The sequence below is a fragment of the uncultured Exiguobacterium sp. genome (genome assembly GCF_964277885.1).
GTDB lineage: Bacteria > Bacillota > Bacilli > Exiguobacteriales > Exiguobacteriaceae > Exiguobacterium_A.
Genome location: NZ_CAXYJR010000005.1, coordinates 616,858 through 643,067 on the forward strand (window position 1 = coordinate 616,858; position 26,210 = coordinate 643,067).

The 26,210-nt window shown below is 47.3% G+C and carries 24 protein-coding genes; 17 read left to right on the forward strand and 7 right to left on the reverse strand.

Annotated elements, in window-relative coordinates:
- The 4 genes from ACHWTJ_RS04795 to pheT all read left to right on the forward strand — a co-directional run bounded on the left by ACHWTJ_RS04795 (position 1) and on the right by pheT (position 5,583).
- Positions 1–1,083, forward strand: a complete 1,083-nt coding sequence (locus ACHWTJ_RS04795) for a M42 family metallopeptidase (protein WP_294740436.1) — start codon at positions 1–3, stop codon at positions 1,081–1,083.
- Complete coding sequence (locus ACHWTJ_RS04800) at positions 1,058–1,843, forward strand: TrmH family RNA methyltransferase (protein ID WP_394679826.1); 786 nt, start codon at positions 1,058–1,060, stop codon at positions 1,841–1,843. Before ACHWTJ_RS04795 ends, ACHWTJ_RS04800 begins: the two co-directional genes overlap by 26 nt.
- Before the next feature lie 308 nt (positions 1,844–2,151).
- Positions 2,152–3,174 carry a phenylalanine--tRNA ligase subunit alpha gene (gene pheS, locus ACHWTJ_RS04805; RefSeq protein WP_035396564.1) on the forward strand — a complete coding sequence of 341 codons (1,023 nt, stop codon included), beginning with the start codon at positions 2,152–2,154 and terminating at the stop codon, positions 3,172–3,174.
- 12 nt (positions 3,175–3,186) lie between these two features.
- On the forward strand, positions 3,187–5,583 hold the full coding sequence (gene pheT / locus ACHWTJ_RS04810) for a phenylalanine--tRNA ligase subunit beta (RefSeq protein WP_294740438.1): 2,397 nt from the start codon (positions 3,187–3,189) through the stop codon (positions 5,581–5,583).
- Between the two features lie 64 nt (positions 5,584–5,647).
- On the opposite strand, the gene ACHWTJ_RS04815 is transcribed toward pheT, so the two are convergent.
- Positions 5,648–6,835 (reverse strand): MFS transporter, encoded by a 1,188-nt coding sequence (locus ACHWTJ_RS04815; protein ID WP_394679204.1) that lies wholly within the window; start codon positions 6,833–6,835, stop codon positions 5,648–5,650.
- Positions 6,832–7,260 carry a MarR family winged helix-turn-helix transcriptional regulator gene (locus tag ACHWTJ_RS04820; protein WP_394679205.1) on the reverse strand — a complete coding sequence of 143 codons (429 nt, stop codon included), beginning with the start codon at positions 7,258–7,260 and terminating at the stop codon, positions 6,832–6,834. Before ACHWTJ_RS04820 ends, ACHWTJ_RS04815 begins: the two co-directional genes overlap by 4 nt.
- Positions 7,261–7,506: 246 nt before the next feature.
- On the opposite strand from ACHWTJ_RS04820, the gene ACHWTJ_RS04825 reads away from it, so the two are divergent.
- Positions 7,507–8,973, forward strand: a complete 1,467-nt coding sequence (locus ACHWTJ_RS04825; RefSeq protein ID WP_394679206.1) for a UDP-N-acetylmuramoyl-L-alanyl-D-glutamate--2,6-diaminopimelate ligase — start codon at positions 7,507–7,509, stop codon at positions 8,971–8,973.
- A gap of 22 nt (positions 8,974–8,995) precedes the next feature.
- On the opposite strand, the gene rnhC is transcribed toward ACHWTJ_RS04825, so the two are convergent.
- Positions 8,996–9,916 (reverse strand): ribonuclease HIII, encoded by a 921-nt coding sequence (gene rnhC / locus ACHWTJ_RS04830; protein ID WP_294740442.1) that lies wholly within the window; start codon positions 9,914–9,916, stop codon positions 8,996–8,998.
- 120 nt (positions 9,917–10,036) lie between these two features.
- Here rnhC and zapA point away from each other — a divergent pair, with 120 nt between their 5' ends.
- From zapA to trxA, 11 genes are all read left to right on the forward strand, one after another.
- Positions 10,037–10,273, forward strand: coding sequence for a cell division protein ZapA (gene zapA, locus ACHWTJ_RS04835; protein WP_029342308.1), 237 nt, complete (start codon positions 10,037–10,039; stop codon positions 10,271–10,273).
- A 3-nt stretch (positions 10,274–10,276) separates the two neighbouring features.
- Positions 10,277–10,825 carry a CvpA family protein gene (locus ACHWTJ_RS04840; protein WP_294740443.1) on the forward strand — a complete coding sequence of 183 codons (549 nt, stop codon included), beginning with the start codon at positions 10,277–10,279 and terminating at the stop codon, positions 10,823–10,825.
- A gap of 46 nt (positions 10,826–10,871) precedes the next feature.
- Positions 10,872–12,587: a DNA polymerase/3'-5' exonuclease PolX gene (gene polX / locus ACHWTJ_RS04845; RefSeq protein WP_294750979.1), complete on the forward strand. Its 1,716-nt coding sequence runs from the start codon at positions 10,872–10,874 to the stop codon at positions 12,585–12,587.
- Positions 12,588–14,954: an endonuclease MutS2 gene (locus ACHWTJ_RS04850; protein ID WP_394679207.1), complete on the forward strand. Its 2,367-nt coding sequence runs from the start codon at positions 12,588–12,590 to the stop codon at positions 14,952–14,954.
- A gap of 10 nt (positions 14,955–14,964) precedes the next feature.
- Entirely contained in the window at positions 14,965–15,372 is a 408-nt protein-coding gene (locus ACHWTJ_RS04855; protein WP_023469001.1) for a DUF350 domain-containing protein, read from the forward strand.
- 183 nt (positions 15,373–15,555) lie between these two features.
- Positions 15,556–16,452, forward strand: a complete 897-nt coding sequence (locus ACHWTJ_RS04860) for a YitT family protein (RefSeq protein ID WP_294740446.1) — start codon at positions 15,556–15,558, stop codon at positions 16,450–16,452.
- Positions 16,453–16,652: 200 nt separating this feature from the next.
- Positions 16,653–18,326: an AMP-binding protein gene (locus ACHWTJ_RS04865; RefSeq protein WP_394679208.1), complete on the forward strand. Its 1,674-nt coding sequence runs from the start codon at positions 16,653–16,655 to the stop codon at positions 18,324–18,326.
- A gap of 71 nt (positions 18,327–18,397) precedes the next feature.
- Complete coding sequence (locus tag ACHWTJ_RS04870; RefSeq protein WP_294750987.1) at positions 18,398–18,976, forward strand: TetR/AcrR family transcriptional regulator; 579 nt, start codon at positions 18,398–18,400, stop codon at positions 18,974–18,976.
- 74 nt (positions 18,977–19,050) lie between these two features.
- Positions 19,051–19,824 (forward strand): electron transfer flavoprotein subunit beta/FixA family protein, encoded by a 774-nt coding sequence (locus tag ACHWTJ_RS04875; RefSeq protein WP_294750990.1) that lies wholly within the window; start codon positions 19,051–19,053, stop codon positions 19,822–19,824.
- A gap of 13 nt (positions 19,825–19,837) precedes the next feature.
- Positions 19,838–20,803 (forward strand): electron transfer flavoprotein subunit alpha/FixB family protein, encoded by a 966-nt coding sequence (locus tag ACHWTJ_RS04880; protein ID WP_394679209.1) that lies wholly within the window; start codon positions 19,838–19,840, stop codon positions 20,801–20,803.
- A gap of 162 nt (positions 20,804–20,965) precedes the next feature.
- Positions 20,966–21,277, forward strand: a complete 312-nt coding sequence (trxA, locus tag ACHWTJ_RS04885; RefSeq protein ID WP_023468994.1) for a thioredoxin — start codon at positions 20,966–20,968, stop codon at positions 21,275–21,277.
- Positions 21,278–21,337: 60 nt separating this feature from the next.
- Here the strand turns inward: trxA and ACHWTJ_RS04890 are convergent, their stop codons facing one another.
- Positions 21,338–21,718 carry a VOC family protein gene (locus tag ACHWTJ_RS04890; protein ID WP_394679210.1) on the reverse strand — a complete coding sequence of 127 codons (381 nt, stop codon included), beginning with the start codon at positions 21,716–21,718 and terminating at the stop codon, positions 21,338–21,340.
- A gap of 11 nt (positions 21,719–21,729) precedes the next feature.
- A complete protein-coding gene (locus tag ACHWTJ_RS04895) occupies positions 21,730–23,052 on the reverse strand; it encodes a dihydrolipoyl dehydrogenase family protein (RefSeq protein WP_394679211.1) in 1,323 nt (440 codons plus the stop codon).
- Between the two features lie 82 nt (positions 23,053–23,134).
- On the opposite strand from ACHWTJ_RS04895, the gene uvrC reads away from it, so the two are divergent.
- Positions 23,135–24,919 (forward strand): excinuclease ABC subunit UvrC, encoded by a 1,785-nt coding sequence (gene uvrC / locus ACHWTJ_RS04900; RefSeq protein ID WP_394679212.1) that lies wholly within the window; start codon positions 23,135–23,137, stop codon positions 24,917–24,919.
- A gap of 41 nt (positions 24,920–24,960) precedes the next feature.
- Here uvrC and ACHWTJ_RS04905 read toward each other — a convergent pair whose 3' ends face one another.
- Positions 24,961–25,575, reverse strand: coding sequence for a PH domain-containing protein (locus tag ACHWTJ_RS04905; protein ID WP_294740461.1), 615 nt, complete (start codon positions 25,573–25,575; stop codon positions 24,961–24,963).
- Between the two features lie 117 nt (positions 25,576–25,692).
- Positions 25,693–26,112 carry a YslB family protein gene (locus tag ACHWTJ_RS04910; protein ID WP_294751005.1) on the reverse strand — a complete coding sequence of 140 codons (420 nt, stop codon included), beginning with the start codon at positions 26,110–26,112 and terminating at the stop codon, positions 25,693–25,695.
- Between the last annotated feature and the right edge of the window lie 98 nt (positions 26,113–26,210).

Below are 26,210 nucleotides of genomic sequence, written 5' to 3' on the forward strand. Positions count from 1 at the left end.
ATGAACGAACAATTACATATGCTAAAACGTCTCACGGACGCAACAGGTGTACCGGGAAACGAAAAAGAAGTCCGGAGCCTCATGCGTGAATATTTAGAACCTCATGCAGAAGCATTCCACCAGGATGGTCTCGGTAGTCTCTTTGCTGAACATAAAGGCGCAGGCGAAGATGCACCACGTGTATTGATTGCTGGTCACATGGATGAAGTCGGATTCATGGTCACGAAGATTGATGAAAAAGGATTCCTTCGTTTCCAACCACTCGGCGGTTGGTGGGGTCAGGTTCTCTTGGCACAGCGTATGAATATTGTGACGTCATCTGGTGAAGTCATTCCAGGTGTAATCGGTGCAAAACCACCTCATGTTTTACCACCGGAAGCGCGCAATAAGCCGGTCGACATCAAAGAAATGTTCATCGATATCGGTGCTTCATCAAAAGACGAAGTCGACGGTTGGGGAATTCGTCCAGGTGATACGGTCGTTCCACATTGCGAATTTACTGTGATGAAAAATGAGAACTTCTTGATGGCAAAAGCGTGGGACAACCGGATTGGTTGTGCTATTGCGATTGAAGCAATCAAACGCTTAAAAGCAGACGGACATCCGAATACGATTTTCGCGGGAGCAACTGTTCAGGAAGAAGTCGGGTTACGTGGGGCTCAAACCGTCGCACATCTACTCAAACCATCGATCGCCTTTGCTGTCGATACAGGTATCCCAGGTGATACGCCAGGAATGACTGATCGTGAAGCATTATCGAAACTCGGTGAAGGCGTTCAAGTCATCATGTTCGATGCGTCGATGATCGCACATCGTGGATTGATCGATTTCGTGACGAAAGTCGCAACAGAAGAAAATATCAAATATCAACTGGACTTAACTCCAGGTGGCGGAACGGATGCAGCGAAGTTCCACTTATCGAATACAGGTGTTCCATCACTTGCATTGACTGTACCGATTCGTTATCTGCACACGAACGTCTCAATCATGCATAAAGCCGATTTCGAAGCAGCCGTCGATTTAGTCGTTGCTGTGACAAAACGTCTTGATGCGGAGACTGTCCAAGCGATCTACGAGGGGTAATAAAATAATGAAGCATATCGCATCAGCAAAGAACGAAATCGTTAAACAATGGAAAAAACTCTTAACGAAAAAAGGACGTCTGCAGACGAATCGCTTTTTGATTGAGGGAGAACACTTGATTGAAGAGGCTGTTCGCGCTGGAATCGTCAAGGAATTGATCGTGCGTGAATCGTATCAAGTACCCGGTTCTTGGAAACGAAATGCCGATGTCTTTACGATTGATGAAGCCGTCATCAAAGTACTGGCTGAAACGGAAACGTCGCAAGGCATCTTCGCTGTCTGTGAGATGAAACAAGCTTCGGCACAATTAGAGCGAGGACGCTATTTGTTGCTCGATCGTCTGCAAGATCCAGGGAACGTCGGGACGATGATTCGGACTGCTGACGCAGCTGGATTCGATGGTGTCGTCGTCGGACCGGGAACAGTTGACGTCTATAACGGAAAAGTCATCCGTGCGACGCAAGGATCGCTGTTCCACCTACCGGTCATCTCCATGCCACTCGAAGAGGCAGTCAATGCCTTGCATGAACAAGGGATTGCGGTAATCGGCACGGCGTTAGAAGGAGCGACGTCTTATCAAGGGATCGCACCGATGGATGCACTCGGTTTAATTATCGGGAACGAAGCACAAGGCGTGGCGCCAGAGTTACTCTCGTACTGTGATGAGCGTGCCTACATCCCGATCCGTGGTAAAGCGGAGTCATTGAATGCGGCAGTAGCGGCAGGCATTTTGCTCTATCATTTTGCAAGCGTGGATTGAAACCAACAGGCGTTCATGCTAAAGTGAACATCAGGAATACATCATGGACGTTGATGGAACAGAGTACGTTAGGGAACGATTCAATCAGGGAGAAGCGGTCGTAGACTGAAAACTGCTTCGTGAATCTGCTAACCGAATTCACTCCGGAGTCGCACGAGAGATCGTGACGGGATGCGCCCGTTATCGCGCAATTGGAGGACTTTTCGATTGAAAAGTCAAACAAGGGTGGTACCACGGTGTTTACATCGTCCCTTCGGCATTTGCCGGAGGGGCGTTTTTTTATATCTTCAACTAAAGGAGTGGGAAAGATGCGCGAGCAATTAGAAGCATTACGCGATGAAGCGTTGACATTAGTCGATCAGGCAACAACACAAAAAGATCTCAATGATGTCCGAGTCAAGTATCTCGGGAAAAAGGGACCGATCACAGAAGTATTACGAGGAATGGGAAAGTTATCAGCGGAAGAACGACCAGTCGTCGGTGAGATCGCGAATACGGTCCGTCAAGCGATCCAAGAGCAATTGGAACAACGTCTGACAGCTGTCAAACAACAAGAAATGGATGCGAAACTGGCAGCGGAAGCAATTGACGTCACGTTACCAGGACGTCCAAAAAAGGTCGGTCATGCGCACCTCTTGCAACAGGTGACGGATGAGATTGAAGACATCTTCGTCGGACTCGGTTATACGATTGCCGAAGGTCCAGAAGTCGAGCAAGATCTGTTCAACTTCGAGATGTTGAATTTACCGAAGGATCACCCGGCACGTGATATGCAAGACTCGTTCTACATCACGGAAGAAATTTTGATGCGAACGCATACGTCACCGGTTCAAGCACGGACGATGCTTGCTTCTAAAGGTGAACCGATTCGCATTCTTTGCCCAGGTAAAGTCTACCGTCGAGACGAAGACGATGCGACGCACTCGCACCAATTCATGCAAGTCGAAGGACTCGTCGTCGGAGAATCGATTTCGATGGCAGATTTAAAAGGAACGCTTGAAGCCTTCGCGAAGCAGATGTTCGGTGAAGCACGTGAAGTCCGTTTACGCCCAAGTTTCTTCCCGTTCACAGAGCCGTCCGTCGAAGTCGACGTCTCGTGCTTCAAATGTGGCGGTAAAGGATGCAACATCTGTAAACAGACAGGCTGGATTGAAATTCTGGGTGCGGGAATGGTTCATCCTCACGTTCTCGAAATGGCTGAGTATGATAGCACGAAAATGTCAGGTTTCGCATTCGGGATGGGTATCGAACGGATTGCCATGTTGAAATACGGTGTCGATGATATTCGTCACTTCTATACGAATGACGTTCGCTTCAGCGAACAGTTTTAAGGGGGAACGCAGATGTTAGTCTCAAAACAATGGTTAAACGAATATGTGGATGTCAGTCACACATCAGGACAAGACTTGGCTGATTTGATTACAAAGAGCGGAATCGAAGTCGAAGGTGTCGATGTCCGGGATGAAGCGTTAAACAACATCGTAGTCGGACGTGTGTTAACGAAAGAAAAACATCCAGAAGCAGATAAATTGAACGTCACGACGGTCGATATCGGACAAGACGAACCGGTCCAAATCGTATGTGGTGCGCCGAACGTCGAAGCCGGACAAGATGTCATCGTCGCGCGTGTCGGAGCTCGCTTACCGGGTATTAAAATCAAACGTGCCAAATTGCGCGGTGTCGTCTCGGAAGGGATGATCTGTTCACTCGAAGAACTCGGATTCGAAAAGAAATACATCCGAGAAGATGAGCAAGACGGAATCCATACGTTCCGTGAACCCGTCACACCGGGACAAGATGTTCTAGAATTACTCGGTCTACGCGATGAAATCCTCGAACTTGGATTGACCCCGAACCGGTCGGACTGCCTCAGCATGTATGGTGTCGCACACGAAGTGGCGGCGCTTTATGATACGACACCGACTTTTCCGGTCGTTGAAGTCAAAGAAGCAGGAACTGCGACGACAGTCGACGTGACGCTTGATTCAGAGGACTGCCCGTTCTACGCAGCACGAGAAATTCAAGGCGTGACGATTCAAGAATCACCGACTTGGTTAAAAAACCGCTTGATCGCGAACGGCATTCGTCCGATCAACAATGTCGTCGACGTTACGAACTTCGTCTTACTTGAGACAGGTCAACCGCTACATTCGTTCGATGCTGAAAAACTCGGCAAACGGATCGTCGTGCGTCAAGCGCGCGCAGGGGAATCGTTCACGACGCTCGACGAAGTCGAACGGACGCTCGATTCTTCGATGCTCGTCATCACAGACGGTGAACGCCCGGTCGCGCTTGCTGGTGTCATGGGCGGAGCGAATACTGAAGTCGATGAAAACACGACATCGATCATTTTAGAATCAGCTTACTTCGCACCGATTTCTGTCCGGAAGACGAGCCGTGTTCTTGGGCTTCGTTCGGACTCGAGTGCTCGTTTTGAAAAAGGTGTTGATCCACGTCGTGTCTTGTTAGCACTCGATCGGGCAGCAGCTTTGATTGCTGAACTCTCGGGTGGAACGGTTCAAGCGGGTGTCGCTCAAGCCGGAACGCTTGAGCTTGATGATCACTTGATTGAAGCGAGTGTCTCGTACATCAATCACCGTCTTGGTATGGAAATCGAAGGAACGGTCATGCAAACGTTACTCGAGCGTCTTGGTCTTGGTGTTGAGTTGTCGGGTGATGCCTTGACGGTCAGCGTACCGACGCGCCGCCAAGACTTGAAAATTCCAGCTGATTTAGCGGAAGAAGTCGCTCGTCTTTATGGATATGATGCACTGACTTCAAGCTTACCGTCTGAAGCGAGCCGTGGTTTCTTACCAAAACGGAACATCCACCGTCGTCAATTACGCCGGACATTGCAGGGAGCGGGTCTTTCGCAAGCGATTACGTATTCATTGACAAGCGAACAACGCGCGATGCAATTCAATGAACGAGAAGATTTGCACCCAGTCAAACTGGCAATGCCAATCAGTGAAGCCCGTTCGACACTACGGACGTCACTCATTCCAGGACTTCTTGAAGTCGCGCAGCATAACGTCGCACGACAGCATGCCGATGTCGCATTTTATGAACTCGGCAGCGTCTATTTGCAACGAGATGCGTCACTTGAGACACTTCCGATCGAACAAGAAATGATCGGTGGCGTCGCTGTTGGTGTCTCAGAACAACATCGTGCTCACGGAACACTTGTTAAAACGGATTTCTTCGTCATGAAAGGAATCGTCGAGACGCTCGCAACTGCAGTCGGTGTCACGTTGACGTTCGAGACAGCGAGCATTCCTTCGATGCACCCAGGACGGACGGCACGCATTCTGCTTGACGGAGAAGCGATCGGATTCGTCGGTCAAGTGCATCCTGGTCTGTCAAAAGAACAGTATGGTCTAAAAGAAGTGTACGTCTTCGAGGTAGAGGCAATGGCACTACGTACGAAAGAAGAGCAGGTCTACTCGGAAATCTCACGTTTCCCATCGATGACACGTGACTTAGCAATCGTCGTCGAGCGATCAGTGACGGCACAATCTATCGTCGATGTCATGACGGAAGCAGCCGGTCCACTTCTTCAGACAATCGAATTGTTCGATGTCTATACAGGTGAGAATGTTGGAGAGAATGAAAAATCATTCGCTTTCTCCCTCCGTTATCAAAACAAAGAACGGACATTAGTTGATGAAGAAATCACGACAGCGCAACAGCGAGTCGTTGATGCAGTGAAAGAATCGTTCAATGCGGAACTTCGCGCATAATCAGAATAAATAAACAGCCGCTTTCCTTTCAGAGGAAGGCGGCTGTTTTCGTTTGACGACAGATTCAAGAAGCAAGTTCTTCTGTTTCAGATGACGCAGCTTGTCGTTTCGTAAAGATGAAATACAGTAGACCACTTACGAGAACGATCAGACTACAGGACAAGAACATATTGGAATAGCCGATACCGCTTGCGACAGAAGCAAGAATCAAGGCACCGATTCCAAAACCTGTATCGTAAGCAAGGAAAAAGGTCGAGATGGCTTTCCCTTTCTGTGCAGGAGGTGCGAAGTTCAATAGGACCGTTTGAAGACCCGGGAAGATGGACGCAGAACCGATACCAATGATGATAGCAGCAGTCAATAAACCAGCAAATGATGGATACATGCCGAGAATGACAAAACCCATCATATATAGGGCGTACGATGGCAACAACACGAATGCGGCACCTCGCTGGTCGAACAGTTTCCCAGCAATCGGTCGAATCCCGACCATCCCGAGAGCGACTAACGCATAAAAATAAGAAGCATATGCGACATGTCCGATTGAGTCCGTATACAGTGAAATAAACGCTGATGTACTAGAAATCGCAACGCCTGCCAACAGAGTTGCTACTAACAAAAGCGGACGCGATAAGAAGAGGGACTGACTTAAACGAAACGCGGACGTGCTTGGAACATGTTGACTCGTCAGCGGTAGACGTGTCATTAACAACAAGGCGATGACTGCTAGGGCAGCAACTGTCACGAAGTACAAAACGAATGCTTTTTCTTGAATAAAGGCAAGACCAATGACAGGACCGAGGACGGATGCCAAGTTCATCGATAGGACGAAATAGCCCATCCCTTCACCTTGACGTGTTTTTGGAATCAATGTCGTAACGGCGAGACTAATCGAAGAAGATAACATTCCGAAACTAAACCCGTGGATGATACGGATGATGATTAGATAAAAAAATGATTCCAAAGGTAGAACGAGCATGTAGCAGATACTCATGACTGTAAAGAGACTGGCAGAGATCATCAGGATGCGCTTTAAGTCGTAACGATCCAACCAGTGACCAATCAATGGTCGAGAACAGACGGTTGCCAGGATAAAACTCGTCACGATCCACCCGAGTGCTGAAGCGGAAACTGGAAACTGTTTAGCAGCGAGTAAAGGAAGTGAGGCATTTAATAAATAAAACGTGATGAAGAGCAATAGATTAATGATGAGCGTCATGACGTAATGACGCGAGAATAATCGAGCGGTCATGAAGATTCCTCCTGTCGATGTAGAGTGAGTAGGTGTGTCATCCATTCACCGAGCTGTTGCTGATTGGTGAGGGAGAAGGAGGCGAGTAATCGTTGATGGGTCTTTTGGACCGCAGCGTCGATTTGATCGAAACGTTCGATGGCTAGAGGTGTCAACGAGACAAAGTGCGTTCGTCCTTCTTTCGTCCGAGTGATGAAACCAAGCGTCTCAAGACGTGAGACAGTTTTCGTCACAGCTGGTTTTTCAATGATTAGATAATTGGCCAATTGGACTTGTGAAACAGGTTGTAGTAATGCAACTGCTTTAATTAATGCCCATTGACCCGTGTGTAACGAGTATGGAAGCAAAGTAGCATCAATCTCTCGTTTGACGAGACGTGAGACTTTTGATAATTGTCCGAGAACATCTTCTTGTGTATAGAGCATTTTATTTCTCCTTTAGTTAACTAGTTAACTTTAAGAGTGTATCAAAGCCGATTAAGATGTGCAAGGTGAAAGACTGTCATTCCTTCTCTAACATAAATGATGTTATCGAATGAAAAGATTAAGCAACCTTCAAACGGGGTATGTTCCGTAAAAGAGTATTTGATTTACTTGAAACATTAAGCGACTGCTCTTTCGACAAGTAGACTGGGTTATTTGGACATAGAGAGAAGAAGGGAAGAGTACATCATGAATCGACTAGCGAAGCTTCTGACTGAATTATTGCCAATCAACATCAATGAAGCAATCAATCCAATCATCACGAATATCGCCACCGATTCACGGCAAATCACATCGGACGGATTATTTATCTGTATCAACGGCTACACCGTTGATGGTCACGATTATATCAATCAAGCGATCGAGAACGGTGCTGTAGCAATTTTAGCTGAACGATCGTTTTCCGACTGTCCGATTCCAGTCATCACCGTACCAGATACAAAGCGCCTCGCAGGTCAAGTCGCTAATCGTTTTTACGATCACCCGAGTCAAAAAATACGTGTCTATGGAGTAACGGGAACGAACGGAAAAACGACGACGACGAAATTGGCGTACGATCTTTTTCGGGCGACAGGAGTAAAAGCCGGCATGATTAGCACGGTCGGCGCACGAATTGATGAGGAACTCATCGAGACGCCGAATACGACGCCCGAAGCGATCATCTTACATCGACTGTTGTATGAAATGGTTGAAAAGGGCGTGACTGATTGCATCATTGAAGTGTCTTCTCATGCGCTAGCTGAAGGTCGAGTCGAGGGAGTGTCTTTCCACTCGGCAGCGTTTACGAACCTGACGCATGATCATTTGGATTACCATCATTCCATGGAGGATTATGCCAAGACGAAAACTTTGTTGTTTCAACAAGTCGCCGCGTCAAATGGTCGAGCGATCGTCTTGAATCGAGAAGATGGATGGAGTCGTGTCATGCGAAAATCTGCACCTTTGCAACCTGTCATTTGGTATACGACGCAGCCACACCGTACGTCACAGATCGCGGTTGAATGGTTGACGGACACCGTCAATGTGCGGATCGACGAAACGACGACACGCGTGCCGACAGCTTTACTAGGTGAATTCAACGCGGCGAATTTAGCCGCAGCGATGGGATTACTTCGAGCGGGTGATGCCAATCTGTACGCATTGATTCGTCATATTCCAGAACTGGAATTGCCGAAAGGACGACTCGAACGGCTGGACTGGGCACCTTGCGAGATTTATCTCGACTATGCCCATACACCGGATGGTCTAGAAAAATGTTTACAGGCACTCACTTCTTCCGGGGAGTCGCTATCGGTCGTCTTAAGTGCAGCTGGAGAACGTGATCGAACAAAACGAGCGGAGATGGGACGAATCGCGGGTAGATATTGTGAACACATCATCGCGACGGTCCATGATCCAAGGTCAGAAGCGCCGAATCAAATCATCGATGAGTTAATCGTTGATATTCCAAAAAATCGGTTAATTGGTTGTTATATGTCCCGTCATGAAGCACTCGTACAAGCAGCGCATCTAGCGCACGAAGGGAAACGCATCGTCATCATCGGGAAGGGTCATGATGAGGTAGAACGAATCGGTGCAAAAGCGATCCCTTTTAATGAAAAACACATACTGCTTGCGGAACTAGAACGGTTGTCTGAAGGAGAATCCGTCATTTGAAAAACCGACCATTCCGTTAAGGTCATGGTCGGTTTCGTTTCGTAGCTAGTTGTTGTGCCTTTTTCGTATTTGCAAAATGGGCTTTCGTCCAGTCACGTAGTTTGTCAGCGCCATGACGTAAAATCAGTGAAGCAGCGACCTGATCGACTTTCGCGCCAGCACCTTTCGGAATGACGACACCTGTTGTTTCACTTAACTTGTCCATTTCCTTCAGAAAAATGGCACGAGCGATGATCGATGATGCAGCGACGGCGACATGGAGTTGTTCCGCCTTGGTCGAGAAGTAGACATTTTCTCGAACGGGATTGATGACACCAGACAAGTGTTTGTAGTAAACGGTCTTTTCAGCGAACTGATCAATCAAAATCGCTTCTGGTTTTGTCTCCAGTTGGTCAAGAAGTCGCTCAAGTACATCATTATGCATCAGAGCGGTCATCTTTCCTTGTGTCATCGTGCGTTGCATCTGATTGTATTCTGGATTGTGTAGGATGCGGTACGTATACGGAATGACGGCATGGAGATCGTGAGCAATCCGACGAATTTCGGTATCGTTCAGATATTTTGAGTCCCGAACACCAAGTTCGTGAAGAAGTGCGATCTGCCTTCGATCGACGAAGGAAGCGACGACGACGAGTGGACCAAAGAAATCGCCTTTCCCGACTTCGTCACTGCCAGCGACGGACCATTCTGCAAAACCATTCGGTAACGATGAAACAAGTGGTTCTTTCGATTTGGTCGGCGTAGCCGTACCAAAACGTGCGGCGATCTCTTCTGCTTTTGTTCCTTGAAACATCACTTTTCCAGAATTATAAATCGTGATGACACATCCAGGTACTTTGGCGGCGAAGCGGGCATATGGTGGACTCTTCGTCTGTCCTTGTTTAAACTCTTGTATGACGAGGTCTTGCTTTTCTTTAGATAAGCGTAAAACGGTAGTTCCCACGAGATAACCTCCCTTTCCGGGATTAAGCATACCATCCTTAAGACCGATGGGGGACTTCTTTTCCTAAAACGAAAATGATGGTACTATATGAAAGAAGCAAAGTATGAGGAGGACAGAAAAATGGCTGATTCAGAAGGGTTGAACCGGACGACGATTCATATCGCAGGCAATGATTATACGATTGTCGGAACGGAGTCGCCAGAACACGTACGCGAAGTGGGTCTCCTCGTGGATACGAAAATTCGAGAAATCCGAGAACAAGCTCCACAACTCGACGTTCGTCAAATCGCCGTCCTAGCGGCGCTTAATATTGGTAGTGATTATGTAAAAATCAAAAAGAATTTGGGTGAACTATAAACTATGATTTCTCTCGTTATTTTATTACTTCTCGCCTTAGGTGTCATGACAGGGGTCCGACGGGGAGTCATATTGCAGGCCGGGCATTTGCTCAGCCTGATCATTTCCTTCATCGTCGCCTTGTCGTTCTATGAGGAACTGGCGACGAAATTCCGTTTGTGGGTACCGTATCCGTCGACACTAGATGATGCGGGAATCGACTTGACGATGTTTGCAATTCCAAGTTCAGCACGACTCGACGAGGTGTTCTACAAAGCCTTTTGGTTCGTCGTCCTGTTCTTCGGTACAAAAATCATCTTAGCGATCTTATTGTCGATGTTTGATTCGTTGACAAATGTCCCGATCTTAAAACAAGTCAAAGGATTGTTAGGTGGCGTCTTTGGTTTCATCGAGATGTATATCTTCATCTTCTTGCTCTTGTTCTTAGCGGCATTCGTTCCGATTCAGTCGATACAGGATGCGATCGCAGACTCGAGTTTAGCAAGCTTCATCATCCAACACACACCGCTTCTTGCGAATTGGCTGATGGATCAAGTTGGATTGATAAAATAAACATGCTCCCGTTAAATGGGAGCTTTTTTTGAGGGGAGAATTGCACATGCGTACGATTCAAGATGCAATGCGTCACTTGGAACGAATTTCAGTCTACCTAGAGGTTAAAGGGGAAAACCCGTTTAAGATCAATGCTTTCCGAAAAGCAGCAAGTATCCTCGAAGCGTCTGATGCCGACTTCATGGCGATCGAGGATTTCACGGCGATGAAGGGGATTGGTAAAGGAACGGCTGCTGTTCTAGAGGAATACCGGGAAACGGGAACGAGTACGGCACTAACGGAACTCGAACAAGAAGTTCCGGAAGGACTGATTGCTTTACTAAAAATTCCGGGTCTTGGTGGTAAAAAGCTCGCTAAACTGCATGAAGTCGGCGTCATTGATGCAGATTCCTTTGCGGAGAAATTGGCAGATGGTACAGTCGAGGCGATGCCTGGATTCGGCAAAAAGACGGTCGAGAAATATGTTAAAGCACTTGAAACGTTTGAAACACGACCGGAACGATTACCATATGGTGTCATGCGAAAGGTCGTCGCTGAATTAAATCAGACAATTGCATCGTTTGATGCAATCATTCGGTTTGAAGTAGGGGGAAGTTTCCGTCGAGCAGAGGAGACGTGCAAGGATCTTGATTTCATTCTCTCGACGAACGAACCAGAACGGATCAAAGAGCAACTCTTGGAACTGTCGCTCATCGATGAAGTCATCGCTGCCGGTAGTACAAAAGTATCGCTCGTCTTAAAACGAGACGTTCATTATATCGCGGTTGATTTCCGAATCGTTGATGATGCGGCGTATGCATCCACCTTACATCACTTCACAGGTTCGAAGGATCACAATGTGCGAATGCGCCAACTTGCGAAAGAGCGAGGGGAAAGTATTTCTGAATATGGCGTTGAGACAGAGAACGGTTTAGTGCAGCCGAAGACGGAAGAAGAATTGTTTGCGCGGTATGATTTACCGTTCATCGCCCCTGAATTACGTGCAGGACGACACGAATTCGAGCAGGATTTGTCACGCCTTTTGACGGAACAGGATATTCAAGCCGATGTGCACATGCATACGACATGGTCAGATGGCACATTATCTGTTGAAGAACTGGTCGATGCGTGTGCTGCACGAGGGTATACATGGATGGCGATTACCGACCATAGTAAATATATGAAGTTCGTCAATGGATTGACGGAAGAGCGTCTACGTGCGCAACGTGTCGAAATTGAAGCAGCACGCAAGAAACATCCTGAGATGACGATCTTATGTGGTGTCGAGATGGATATCTTGCCTGATGGATCACTCGATTATGCAGATGATTTCTTAAAAGAAATGGATTATGTCATCGCCTCGATTCACTCAAAGTTCGATCAGACGGAAGAAGAGATCATGCAGCGGCTCGAGAATGCTTGTCGTAATCCTTATGTTTCCTTGATTGCCCATCCGACGGGACGAATCATCGGTAGACGAGAGGGCTATGCCGTCAACGTCGATCAATTGATCGAACTAGCAGCCGAGACAGGAACTGCGCTTGAGATGAATGCCAACCCGGCACGATTTGATTTGACAGCAAGTTCCTTGGCGAAAGCAAAGGCTGCTGGTGTGAAAATTTTGATCAATACGGATACACACCGACCAGAAATGTTAGAAGATATGAAACTTGGAGTCCTCCATGCTCGTAAAGCTTATTTGGAGGCGTCTGATGTCATCAATACGTGGACGGCTGAAGCAGCAGTTGAATTCTTCGGTCGAAAACGTTTAGGAGTGGATTAAATGAATGCCAACGCATTACGCGTCTTAGAATATGAAAAATTAAAAGAAAATATGTTAGCCTTCACGGCCAGTTCACTCGGAGCACAGTTCGTCCGAGCGATGCGTCCGGCGGAAGAGTTCGAACAGGTCAAGGAATTGTTAGCTGTCACGACGGAAGCAACAACGGTTTACCGATTACGTGACCGTTACCCGTTCGGTGGATTGACGGACGTTCGGAGTGAAGTCAAACGAGCAGAAATCGGTTCGGTCCTCTCGACGAGTGAACTTCTATCCGTCGCAGACGTCGTCTATTCGGGACGTCAAGTGAAGGCGTTCCAGGAACGACTACATGAAGACCATGCGGATTTACGATTACCGCGCCTCGATAGCCGCATCGAACAAATCACAAAGCTCGTTGAGATTGAACAAGGGATTCGACATGCTATTGACGATCAAGGAACTGTCCAAGATTCGGCAAGTGATAAATTACGAGCGTTACGCAGTCAGCTACGCTCGCTCGAAGGACAGGTCCGTTCAAAAATCGATAACGTCTTACGCAGTAAAGCAAAGATGCTGTCTGACGCCATCGTGACGATGCGAAATGATCGCTACTGTGTCCCGGTCAAACAAGAATACCGTCAAGCGTTCGGTGGGATCGTCCACGATCAGTCAGCGTCCGGTGCGACGTTATTCATCGAACCGCAAGCTGTCGTTTCTGCGAACAACGAGATTCAAGAAGCGCGTTTGAAAGAACGGGCGGAAATCGAACGAATCCTTGCCCAATTATCAGCACTTGTCGGGAGTGTCGGTGATTCGCTGCGCATCAATCTTGATGTATTAGCAGAACTTGATTTCATCATGGCGAAAGCATTGTACGGTCATCAGATCGGAGCGGTCGAGCCACGCTTGAATGAAAATCGCCATATCATTTTGAAGGAAGCTCGACACCCGTTCATCCCGAAAGATGAAGTCGTACCGATCACTGTCTCGCTAGGTGGCGATTTTACATCACTCGTCATCACCGGTCCGAACACCGGTGGTAAGACGGTTACCTTAAAGACGATCGGTCTTCTGCAATTGATGGTGCAATCAGGACTATACGTACCGGCAGCAGATGAGACGGAGCTCAGTGTCTTCGATGCGATTTATGCCGATATCGGGGATGAACAATCGATTGAACAAAACTTGTCGACGTTCAGTTCGCACATGACGAACATCGTCTCGATGATGGAGAAAATCGATTTTATGAGTTTGGTGCTGTTTGATGAATTAGGGGCGGGAACGGACCCGACAGAAGGGGCTGCCCTAGCGATCGCGATTCTTGATGAAGTGAAACGCCGCGGAGCACGTGTTGCAGCGACGACACACTATTCGGAATTAAAAGCGTACGGCTATAATCGAGAAGGAGTCGTCAATGCATCGATGGAATTTGATGTCGAGTCACTCAGTCCGACGTATCGCTTACTCATCGGTGTACCCGGACGCTCAAACGCGTTCGAGATTTCAAAACGTCTCGGACTCGAAGACCGGATCATCGACGCGGCACGTGGTCAAATTGGTAGTGACGCACAGTCTGTCGAGACGATGATCGAACGACTGGAAGAGGCGAAACAGCGTGCTGAAACGTTAGAGGCTCAGTTGCTAGAAGAGAAGAAGCGACTCGTTGCAGAGCGTGAGCAATTCGAGCAAGAACAAGCAGAGATTCAAGAAGAGAAGAATGAGATTCTAGCAAAAGCGGAAGAAAAAGCAACACGTGCAGTCGAACGTGCCCAAAAAGAAGCGGAAGGCGTCATTAAACGTTTGAAAGAATTGCGTGATGCTGGTGCCGTCAAAGAGCATGAATTGATCGAGGCACGTAAAAAACTGGAAGATGCGAAGCCGAGTCTGCAAGAGAAACGGATTGCTAAAGTAAAAGCGAAATACGATCAAACGCCACGTTTTGATAAAGGAGAAGAAGTCAAAGTCACGACCTTTAATCAAAAAGGCTACATCATCAACCAACAGGCGAACGGCGAGTACACCGTTCAAGTCGGCATCATGAAGGTGAACGTCAAACCGGAAGATCTTGCGAAAATCGGCAGTACTCCAAAACGTCCTCAAACAAAAGGGCGTTCTGGTGGTACAAGCGTGACGAAACAATCGGCGCCTTCAGCTGAACTGGATTTACGTGGCGTCCGTGTTGAAGAAGGATTATCGAAGCTCGAACGCTTTATGGACCAAGCTTTGTTATCGAACTACGACCATATTCGTGTCATCCATGGTCTGGGTACGGGAGCGATGCGTCAAGGTGTCCAAGAATTCTTGAAAGGTCATCGTCACGTCAAAGGTCACCGCTTAGGTGGTCAAGGTGAAGGCGGACACGGTGTGACGATCATTGAACTGAAATGAGGAAAGCAAGATGAACATTTTTGAGAACGTCTATGTCTATACGACAGCGCTCTATTCGGTCGCGGGATTACTGATCATTTTAGGACTTGCACTTTTTGAGTTGACAACCCGGTATAAAAACTGGGAACATATCAAGAGTGGCAACATCGCCGTTGCGTTAGCAACAGGTGGAAAAATCATCGGACTCGCCAATATCGTTCATTTCGCTGTGCAAGGAGAAGAACGGGTCGGGTCGATATTTCTTGAAAGTGCTTTTGGCTTCTTACTGTTGATATCGACATACTGGATCTTTGAATTCCTGACACCGAATTTGCCGGTAGACCGTGAAATCGAGAACGGCAACATTGCTGTCGGTATCATTTCATGCGCTTTATCAATCGGCATGTCCTACGTCATCGGATCAGCGTTAGTGGGGTGAATTCGTGTTAGAACGTTTAGCGAAAATCATGTTTGGGGTTTCGATCGCCTTTTTGATCGTCGGTATCCTTTGGATTGTATTTAATTAAAAGAACCGGTCTTACCGTGTGATCATTCCGTACTGACATCGTTTCAGTACGGAATTTTTATTGAGCCACGCCTAATCAAAAAAGGAGGAACGCATATGAACGTACGAAAAACATCAACAACGACAGAAACGAGACGCCGTGCTTTTGAGGCGATGCAATTGATTTCTTGGAAGGACATCTTCTGGGTCATTATCGGATCGGCGATTCTCGCCTTTGGAATCAACTACTTTACGATTCCGAACGATCTTTCAGAAGGCGGATTAATCGGGATCACGGTTATTTTCTACTATCTCTATGGCTGGGATACAGGACTTGTCTCCCTGCTTGCGAACGCGTTACTGTTCATCGTCGGATATCGATTCCTTAGCCGGAAGACGATGCTCTACTCCGTCATTTCAGTCGCCGTCACATCGTTTGTTCTCTCTTCGACAGCAAATCTTGCGACATCATCGGATAGCCGTTTAATTGGTACGGTCTATGCGGGCATTCTGATTGGTGTCGGAATCGGACTCGTCATTCGAGCGGGAGGAACGACAGGTGGCGGAGTCATCATCGCTCGATTGATGAATAAGTATCTTAATCTCAGTATCGCGGTCTCAATGTTCATCATCGACGTCGCGGTCGTCGGTGCATCAGGGTTCCTTTTCGGAGAAGAGACGATGCTATACACGTTGATTGCGATCATCATCGGCTCATACTTGATTGATCTCGTCAGCGAAGGATTGAATGTCCGCGAAGCGGTCACGATCATCAGTCATCGCCAAGAGGAGATTGCGACGATCTTGACGGAGACGCTCGGACGTAGCGCAACCGTCATTCATAGCCACGGTCATTTCACGAAACAAAAGAATGATATGTTGTATATGATCGTCGATAAGCGACAACTGGCACCATTGAAACAAATCGTCGAAGCAGCGGATCCCCGCGCCTTCGTCGTTATTCATAAAGTACGCGAAGTCATTGGAGAAGGATTTACGTATCCATCCCGGTGATGCCTATTAACAAGCAGTGCTTCTTCTTTTTCGGAAACGATAAAGGGAGGTGCTGCTTTTTTAGTATCATGATTCCTGATTGAAAGAATCGAAAAAAAACAAGCAGATTTGATTTCTTTTTTTGGATTTTACTGGCATGTCGAATTCGATTCAACGTATAATAAAAATGAATAGTAATTCATTATCTGGGAGGGAAACGTATGGAATCCGTTTGGTTATCTGATTATCCCGAGCAAGTGCCCGCATCGATTGATTATCGAGAATTACCTCTTTATCAGGCACTCGATGAGGCGGCGACCGATTTTCCAGAACAACGTGCCTTAAGTTTCTTAGGAAAACGTATGACGTTTCGTGAAGTACGTGATGAGGCCCGCGCCCTTGGGAGTCTATTACAAGAGCACGGACTAAAAAAAGGGGATCGCGTCGGACTGATGCTACCGAACTGCCCGCAATATATGATCAGTTATTATGCGGTTCTCTATGCAGGTGGTATCGTCGTGCAGGTGAACCCACTCTATACGGATCGTGAACTGGAGCAGATTCTCGTTGATTCAGGAGCGCATCTACTCGTGACGCTCGATCTACTTTATCCGAAAGCGTCACGCGTCAAGGCGGCGACGACGCTCAAGACGGTCGTGACGACAAGTATCGCGGATTACCTTCCCTTCCCTAAAAATAAACTGTATCCGATTAAAGCACGGAAAGATAACAACATCATCATCGATACGACAGGTTCGATTCCGTTTTTATCTTTGCGGGGTTATGAGCCGATTACACCAGTCGCGATTCAACCGAAGGAGGACGTCGCGGTTCTCCAATATACGGGTGGAACGACAGGCGCACCCAAAGGTGTCATGTTGACACACTTCAATTTGAGTGCAAACGTCGAACAGATTGACAACTGGTTCTATAAATATAATCGAGGAGATGGACGGAAGCTGTTAGCAGTCGTTCCTTATTTCCATGTCTATGGAATGACGTGTAATCTCAATTTCGGCATATTTAATGCCTATGAACAAATCATCGTTCCGAAATTCGACATTGAACAAGTATTGAAAACGATTCATAAGGAGAAACCAAATTTATTTCCTGGTGCACCGACGATGTATGTTGGTCTGTTGAATCATCCGAAGCTGAAAAAGTACGATCTCTCTTCGATTGAAGCCTGTATTTCTGGTTCAGCCCCACTACCTGTTGAAGTACAGGAAAAATTCGAAGCTTTAACGGGTGGGCGGATCGTTGAAGGATACGGTCTGTCTGAAACGAGTCCGGTGACGCATACGAACTGTATCTGGGATCGTCGGATTCCTGGAACGGTCGGTATTCCGGTACCCGATACGCAAGCGAAAATCGTCCAAGCAGACGGAGAGACACCAGCTGCTCCTGGAAAGATTGGTGAGATCATCGTCACAGGCCCACAAGTCATGAAAGGATACTGGAAACGTCCAGAAGATACGCAAGCGGTACTTCGAAACGGTTGGTTGCATACGGGAGACCTTGGATATATCGGTGAGGATCATTACTTCCGAATCGTCGATCGTAAAAAAGATTTAATCATTGCTTCTGGATTCAACATTTATCCACGTGAAGTCGAAGAAATCCTATATGAACACCCAGCCGTCAAAGAAGCGGTCGTCATCGGTGTTCCAGATGTCTACCGCGGAGAGACCGTCAAAGCGTTCATCGTCGTCAAGGATGAGATGACGGTCACGGAAGAAGAGCTCGATCAATTCTGTCGCAAGCAATTAGCATCGTTCAAAGTGCCGAAGCAGTATGAATTCCGGCAAGAGTTACCGAAGACGTTCGTTGGGAAGATTCTCCGCCGTGTTCTCGTTGAAGAAGAACGTGCCAAACAACTCGAAGAAAGCAGTTGACAGGATGAAATGGCATGATAGAATAAATATGAATGAACCATCATTCATTTTATGCGTTAGGAGATAGTGGAATGAAACGAACAATGTCAAAGAGTGACCGCATCATTGATGCCGCCGTAAAAGTCATCGCTAAAAACGGCTACCACGGGGCGAAGGTGACTGCCATCGCAAAGGAAGCCGGGGTTGCGGATGGGACGATTTATCTGTACTTCAAGAATAAAGAACATCTCTTGATTTCGCTATTCCAAGCGAAAATGGGAAGCTTCATCGAATATTCCGAAGGACAAATCGCGAGCCGTACGACAGCAACGGAACAATTGGCAGCATTGATCGAGGCACATCTTGAGCAATTATCCGTCGATTATGATTTGGCTGTCGTCACGCAAATCGAGTTACGTCAATCCAATCAAGACATGCGTCAAAATATCGCCGCCGTCTTGAAACCCTACCTGCATCTGATTGACCGTGTCGTCAAGCACGGGATGACGACAGGTGAGTTTTCAAACGAACTCGATTATCGTTTAGCACGTCAGATGATTTTCGGAACAATCGATGAGGTCGTGACGAGCTGGATGGCAAGTGGATTCAAATATGAGTTGCTTGAGACACGCGACGGGATTCATCGGATGTTGATCAAAGGGCTGAGTTAAGCCCTTTTCATGAAAACAATCATGTAAGCGGATACAAAGAATGATGGTGAATAGACGATAAGGGGGAGCATGAGATGGAAATCTATGTACTGTTGAAACGCACATTCGATACGGAAGAAGCTATCCAACTCGAGAATGGTCAAATCGATGAGGATGGCGCTGAGTTCATCATTAACCCATACGATGAATATGCGGTAGAAGAAGCGATTCGTGTCCGTGATGCACAAGGGGGAACGGTGACGGTCGTGACGGTCGGTCCGGAAGATGCGGATAAGGAGTTACGAACAGCACTCGCGATGGGAGCGGATCAAGCAGTACGCATCTCAATCGAGGACGATATCGAAGAGGCAGATCATTTCACGATTTCTGAAGTGCTTGCTGGTTATTTGAAGGAACAGACAGTCGATCTCATCATCGCTGGAAACGTCGCAGTTGACGGCGGAAGTGGTCAAGTGGCACCACGCGTCGCAGAACTGCTTGATATTCCTTACGTGACGACGATCACGAAACTGGAGCTCGACGGTACAAAGGCTGTCGTCACACGCGATGCTGAAGGGGACACGGAAACGATTGAAACAACACTTCCGTTACTCGTCACTGCGCAGCAGGGGTTGAATGAACCACGTTATCCAAGTCTTCCAGGGATCATGAAAGCGAAGAAAAAGCCGCTAGAAGAACTGGAACTTGATGATTTAGAACTTGATGAAGATGAACTCGCACCACGTCTAGAAACAATCGAACGTTTCTTACCACCGAACAAAGCAGCCGGTAAGATCCTTGAAGGTGAACTGAACGAGCAAGTCGCACAGCTCGCATCATTATTACGCAACGAAGCAAAAGTGGTCTAAGGGGGAGAAACGAATGACAAAAGCATTAGTACTCGCAGAATCACGGGATGGCAGTTTACGGAATGTGTCGTTTGAGGCAATCGCAGCAGCGCGACGTGTCGCTGACGAAGTCATCGCAGTCCTGATTGGACACAATGTCGCAAAAGATGCGGAAGCACTGGCGTCACGCGGGGCAGATCAGGTACTTGTCGTCGAGGATGAACGGTTATTGCACTACACACCAGACGGATACGGACAAGTTTTCCTCGAGTTGATGAACCGAACATCACCTGATGTGCTCGTCTTCGGGCATACGTCGCTCGGCAAGGATCTATCACCGAAAATCGCGGCAAAACTGCAAGCGGGTCTAATCAGTGACGTGACGGCGATTGAAGGGGAGGGCGCGGAAGCAACGTTCATCCGTCCGATCTACTCAGGGAAGGCATTTGAGAAAGTCAAAGTCTCAGAAGGCAAGACTCTCTTTACGGTCCGTCCTAACAACATCGATCCACTCGAAGCAGGTAGTTCACAAGGAACGGTTGAGTCGGTTACAGTTGAACTGAAGGATTTACGGACGATCGTCGCAGACATCGTACGTAAAGCAACAGGCGGCGTTGATTTATCAGAGGCAAAAGTGATCGTCGCAGGTGGACGAGGCGTCAAGAGTTCGGACGGATTCGCACCGTTACAAGAACTAGCAGACGTCCTTGGAGGAGCAGTTGGTGCTTCGCGTGGTGCTTGTGATGCGGATTACTGCGACTATGCGCTTCAAATCGGTCAGACAGGTAAAGTCGTTACACCGGACCTTTATATCGCATGCGGGATCTCAGGCGCGATTCAACACTTAGCAGGGATGTCGAATGCAAAAGTGATCGTTGCGATCAATAAAGACCCGGAAGCAAATATCTTCTCTGTCGCGGACTACGGGATTGTCGGAGATTTGTTCGATGTCGTGCCACTATTGACAGCTGAATTAAAAAAAATGCTCGTTCACGGATGAGTGGATACACCGGTGCCATGCTGATGGTACCGGTTATTTTTTACGAATTCTGCACGTGAGCAGTTTCGTTTGTTGGAAGAGACTGCTATGATATACTCGAATCAATAAAGAGATCACCCATTTTTTTACCGGGTCGATCTACTCATTAGGAGGTTATGATCAATGGCAATCGTACACGCAACTAGCCAATCATTTAAAGAAGAAACACAAGAAGGACTCGTCCTTGTTGATTTTTGGGCAACATGGTGTGGACCATGTCGCATGCTCGCACCTGTCCTTGAAGAACTCGATGCTGACATGCAAGATGTAAAAATCGTCAAAGTTGACGTGGATGCAAACCCAGAAGTAGCTGGAGCATTCCAAGTTCAAAGTATCCCGACACTTGTTCTCTTCAAAGATGGACAACCTGTTAACAAAACAATGGGCTTCATGCCAAAAGACGCACTTAAAGAATTCGTTGAAACATCTAACTAATTCTTTCCTGCATATCAAAACAGACCGTTCTGCACAGGCAGAACGGTCTGTTTTTTTAGATTACATTGGCGTACAAAGTTCGATCAGGTGTCCATCGGGGTCGAGGACATAGGCGACGACTTGTCCCCATGGTTTTTCAACGGGAGCGAGCACGGTTTCGTATCCTGCGGCTTCCACTTTTTGAAAAAGTGCCAGAACGTCATCCGTGATGAAACCAATCTCTAACGTCTGTTGTGTTTTTCCGCTTGGTATCCTGTATTCCGGAATCAACTGTTGCACGTCTTCACGCGTATTGAAGGCGAGTGTCGTCTGACCGGTTTCGAACTCGATGTAACTCCCGTGCTCCGCTTTGACGGATAAGCCAAGAACGTCTCGATAGAATGTCAGCGTCCGTGCAGTGTCTTCAACGTATAAAATCGTATAGCCGTATTGAATCATCAAAAAGCCTCCTGTCAATCCTCTAATAACGAAGCGATGTCTGAAGCCGGTGTCGGGTAAGCGAATCCAGTCTGTTGCATCGAAGTACTTGGAATCCGGTGTTGCATCGCAAACGAGAAGTAATTCGCAAGTTCCGCTGCATTGACGCCGATGAAATGTGCGCCGAGCACTTGGTCATCTTCACCAACAAGAACTTTCGCTCGAGCAAAACTGTCTTTGATCCGTGCGTTCGTTTGCCAGGAAGACGTATCAATCAATCGACCACGGTACGAGATACCTGCTTTTTTCAAAGCAGTTTCCGTCTCACCGACGAGGGCGAGATTCGGCGCGGTGAATACGACGCTAGGTACAGGGAGTAGCTCTAGTTTCCGATTGTTCCCTTCGAGCATGTTATCAGCAGCGAGTCGTCCTTCTGTTCCGGCAAACGGTGTCAACGCCGGATTCCCGCTGACGGCAACATCTCCTGCGGCATAGATATGTTCGACGGAAGACTGGAGATACGCATTGACATGAATTCCTTTTTCGTTATGCGAAACACCGATGGCTTCGAGACCAAGTTGATCGATACTTGCGACACGTCCAGTCGCATTCAAGACGACATCCGTCTTCAACACATCACCGTTCGATAAACGAAGGGAATCCTCTTCGTAAGCGACGACTTCTGCCTCTTTGATGATCGAGATGCCAAGTGCTCGTGTGGCGTCGAGTAAGACATCGACGAGTTCACTTTCGAATTGTTTTAAAGGATCAGATCGTAAGACGATCGTGACGTCTGCGCCAGCAATACGAGCGAGATGCGCGAACTCAAACGAGATATACCCGCCACCGATACAAACGAGTCGACGGGGGAGATCCTTTAGTTCTAAAAATTCATTACTCGTTATAAAACGTTCACTACCGGGTACAGTTAATTCGCGAGGTCGTAGACCAGTTGCGATTAAAAACTGTTTCCCTTCGATTTCTTCTTCACCAATTCGAAGACGATGTGAAGATACGAATTGCGGTTCACCGTGGAAATAGTCAATGTCCGTTTCCGCGTACCGCTTTCGTGTTTGCTCCGGAATGGCGCGTGTGTATTCATTCTTGCGTTCCATCAACTGGCGCCAATCAATCGAAACCAGACCCTTTACGCCATATCCGAGTAAGCGCTCGACTGCATCCTTCGTCTCACTACCCGTCAGCATGATTTTTTTTGCGTCACACCCACGTTGTGCACATGTGCCACCGGGAGTGAAGTTCTCCACGATGGCAACACGTAGCCCTTTTTCAGCGAATTTATACGCCGCTTGATTTCCAGCTGAACCTGTTCCGATCACAATGCAATCATATGTACGCATTTTTCATCCTCCGTATGTCATAATCAATGTATGGTATTTACCCGAACGAATAAAACTAAAAACGGTGAAAGGAGACATTTATTTGGGACATCAAGAACATATCAAAGCGAAACTATCCCTTTTGCCGGATGAGCCAGGATGTTATCTGCACAAAAATGAATTCGGCGAAATCATCTATGTCGGAAAAGCAAAAAATCTTAAGAATCGAGTCCGCTCCTATTTCACGGGAGCACATGATATTAAGACGGAACGTCTCGTCGCGGAAGTCCGTGACTTCGAATACATCATCACAGCCAGTGAACTCGAAGCGTTGTTGCTTGAGATGACGCTTATTAAGAAACATGATCCGAAGTACAATATCATGTTGAAGGATGATAAGTCGTATCCGTACTTGAAAATTACGAATGAGACCTATCCCCGCCTGATCACGACGCGTAAGTTGAAAAAGGATGGCGGTCATTATTTTGGTCCTTATCCGAATGCCTATGCGGCGAACGAGACGAAACGTCTGTTAGATCGTTTATATCCGCTGCGTAAATGCCAGCCGATGCCGAAAAAACTTTGCCTGTACTACCACATCGGTCAGTGTCTCGGTCCATGTGAAATTCCGAATCTCGAGTCGGAACAAAAGACGCTCGTGTCGGAAATCCGCAGGTTCTTGTCCGGGGACACGAAGGAACTCGTCGAAAGCTTGAAACAGAAGATGGCGGACGCGGCCGAAACGATGGAATTCGAACGTGCCGGAGAATTACGGGATCAAGTCCGAGCGATCGAGTCGATCATGAACAAACAAAACATGATTACAGCGGATCTGACGTCACGCGACGTATTCGGAATTCATGTCGATAAAGGTTGGATGTGTGTCCAAGTCTTCTTCCTTCGCGGCGGAAAGATGATTGAACGGGATGTCTCGCTTTTCCCGATCTATGGTACACCGGCAGAAGAACTCGAGAGTTTCATCGTCCAGTTCTACGAAAAGAACATCAAGCCAAGTGAAGTCTATGTACCGCCACTCGTTAATCAGCTACTGCTCAAAGAGGCGCTCTCGATTAAAATTCACGTTCCGGTCCGAGGATCAAAAAGGAAATTACTTGATCTAGCAACGAAGAATGCTGAAAACGCGATCTCGGAACGCTTCGAGTTGTTAGCTAAAGATGAGAAACGGACCGTTCAGGCAGTCGAAGAACTCGCTGACGCGATCGACGTTCATCCATTGTCCCGGATTGAGATCATCGATAATGCGAACATCCAAGGAGCGGATGCCGTATCGGCGCTTGTCGTCTTTGAAGACGGTAAACCACTGAAAAAAGAATACCGGAAGTTCAAGATCCGGACGGTTCAAGGACCGGATGACTATGAATCGATGCGGGAAATCGTTCGTCGGCGTTATCGACGGTTGTTACTTGAAGGAGCGCGCCTTCCGGACCTCGTTTTGATTGACGGAGGAGTCGGACAGTTGAATGCTGCTTTAGAAGTCATTCAAGATGAACTCGGCTTATCCCTGCCGGTCGGATCATTAAAAAAAGATGACAAACACCGGACGAGTCAGTTGTTGTTTGGAGAAGATGCTCGATTGATCGAACTCAGCCCACGTTCGAGCGCGTTTTATCTACTTCAGCGTATGCAAGATGAGGTCCACCGATTCGCGATCACCTTCCACCGCTCGCTTCGTTCAAAAGGGATGACACGTTCATTACTCGACGAGATTCCAGGAGTCGGACCGAAACGACGCCAGCAGTTGATTCGTCATTTCGGATCGATGCGTAGCCTGCGACGTGCGACGATCGAACAGTTGGCGGAAGCAGGATTACCTGTCAAGTTAGCGGAAACCGTCGCTGAATATTTAAGTCAAGCGAATGAAGAATGAAAAAATGCCGTCCTCTTGAAGAGGGCGGCATTTTAAAATAATTAGTTGTTGATGTACTTCTCGTAGTATGAACCGAAGTCGCGCTGGTTCCACTGATGATAGTGACCTTGTAGCCACTCGAAGGATTGTTCAGACAACTCCTTGAATGTTTGCGGGACGTTCATATCGCCTTGGCGAAGACCACCGAGAATCGTGACCGAATGATTCAATGAGTTGTTCGCGAACTCGAGCATTTTTTGTCCTTCATATTGTTTTTCAGCGATGGCAAGCAATGTCTTATACAGATCCTTTACATGCTCTAGCTGTTTTTTATCTACGTCAATCGAATAGTGTTTGCCGCCAATCTCGAACTTGATCTCTACATCGAGATCGACTGTTCCGGCTGTTTCGAACATGACATGGCGAATTGGATAATGTGCATACGGATAGCGGTAGAGTACACGTTTTGAACTGACGGCACTTTCACCATCAAGGTGAATCAAAGCCAGATTCGTGAAGCAATACTCGTCAGATTTGGATTTGATCAAGAAGTAGATTTTCTCGCCGTCTTCATGCAAGACATAATCGTCAGCGGCTGCCTTGTCGAAATCATCAGGATGAATGACTTGTCCGATATCACTGAATCCCGTTAAATCTGCTGCTAGTTTTTTGAACATGTGAAGTTCCTCCTCGCGATTTGTGTACGAATGATTTTACGAGCACTTACTGCAAAAGGTTTCATGAATCTATTTCGATGTTGAAAATTAAGATTCCTGTCACGTTCTATGTAAAGTTCAACCGATTGGTTCAAGTGGATCTTTAGGATCGATTTGGACCGTGATTTGAACAAGCTCTTTATTCGTCTCAGCATATCCTTCCGCGACACATCCGTTAAAACGGGAGAACTGTTCAGCGAGGAAACCAGCTTCGAGTTGAAAGTAGCCTTGCGGTCGTTCATCTCTCGTCGTATCAGGAGGAGACAGCACGAACGAGATGACCGTTCCTTTACGTTTCTTGAGTTCGAGCATACCCCAACCAGCTTGTTCAAAGAATGAGGTCAATTCAGATTCATCCACGACAGGGAATTGACGCGCTAGACGTTTACCTGCCCAGTAGATGACTTGCCGATAATCCGATCCAAGAAGATCGGTCAGCACATAATCCCGGATCAATTCGATTCCGAAAAGTGGTGTTTGATTTGGTGTAACATCCATCATGATTCACTCCTATCTGTGAACCATTATACCGAGATGATTCTAGCAGGTCATTGTTTTCCTGAAAAAATTTGCAGTTAAATGCAACGGCTCGGGTT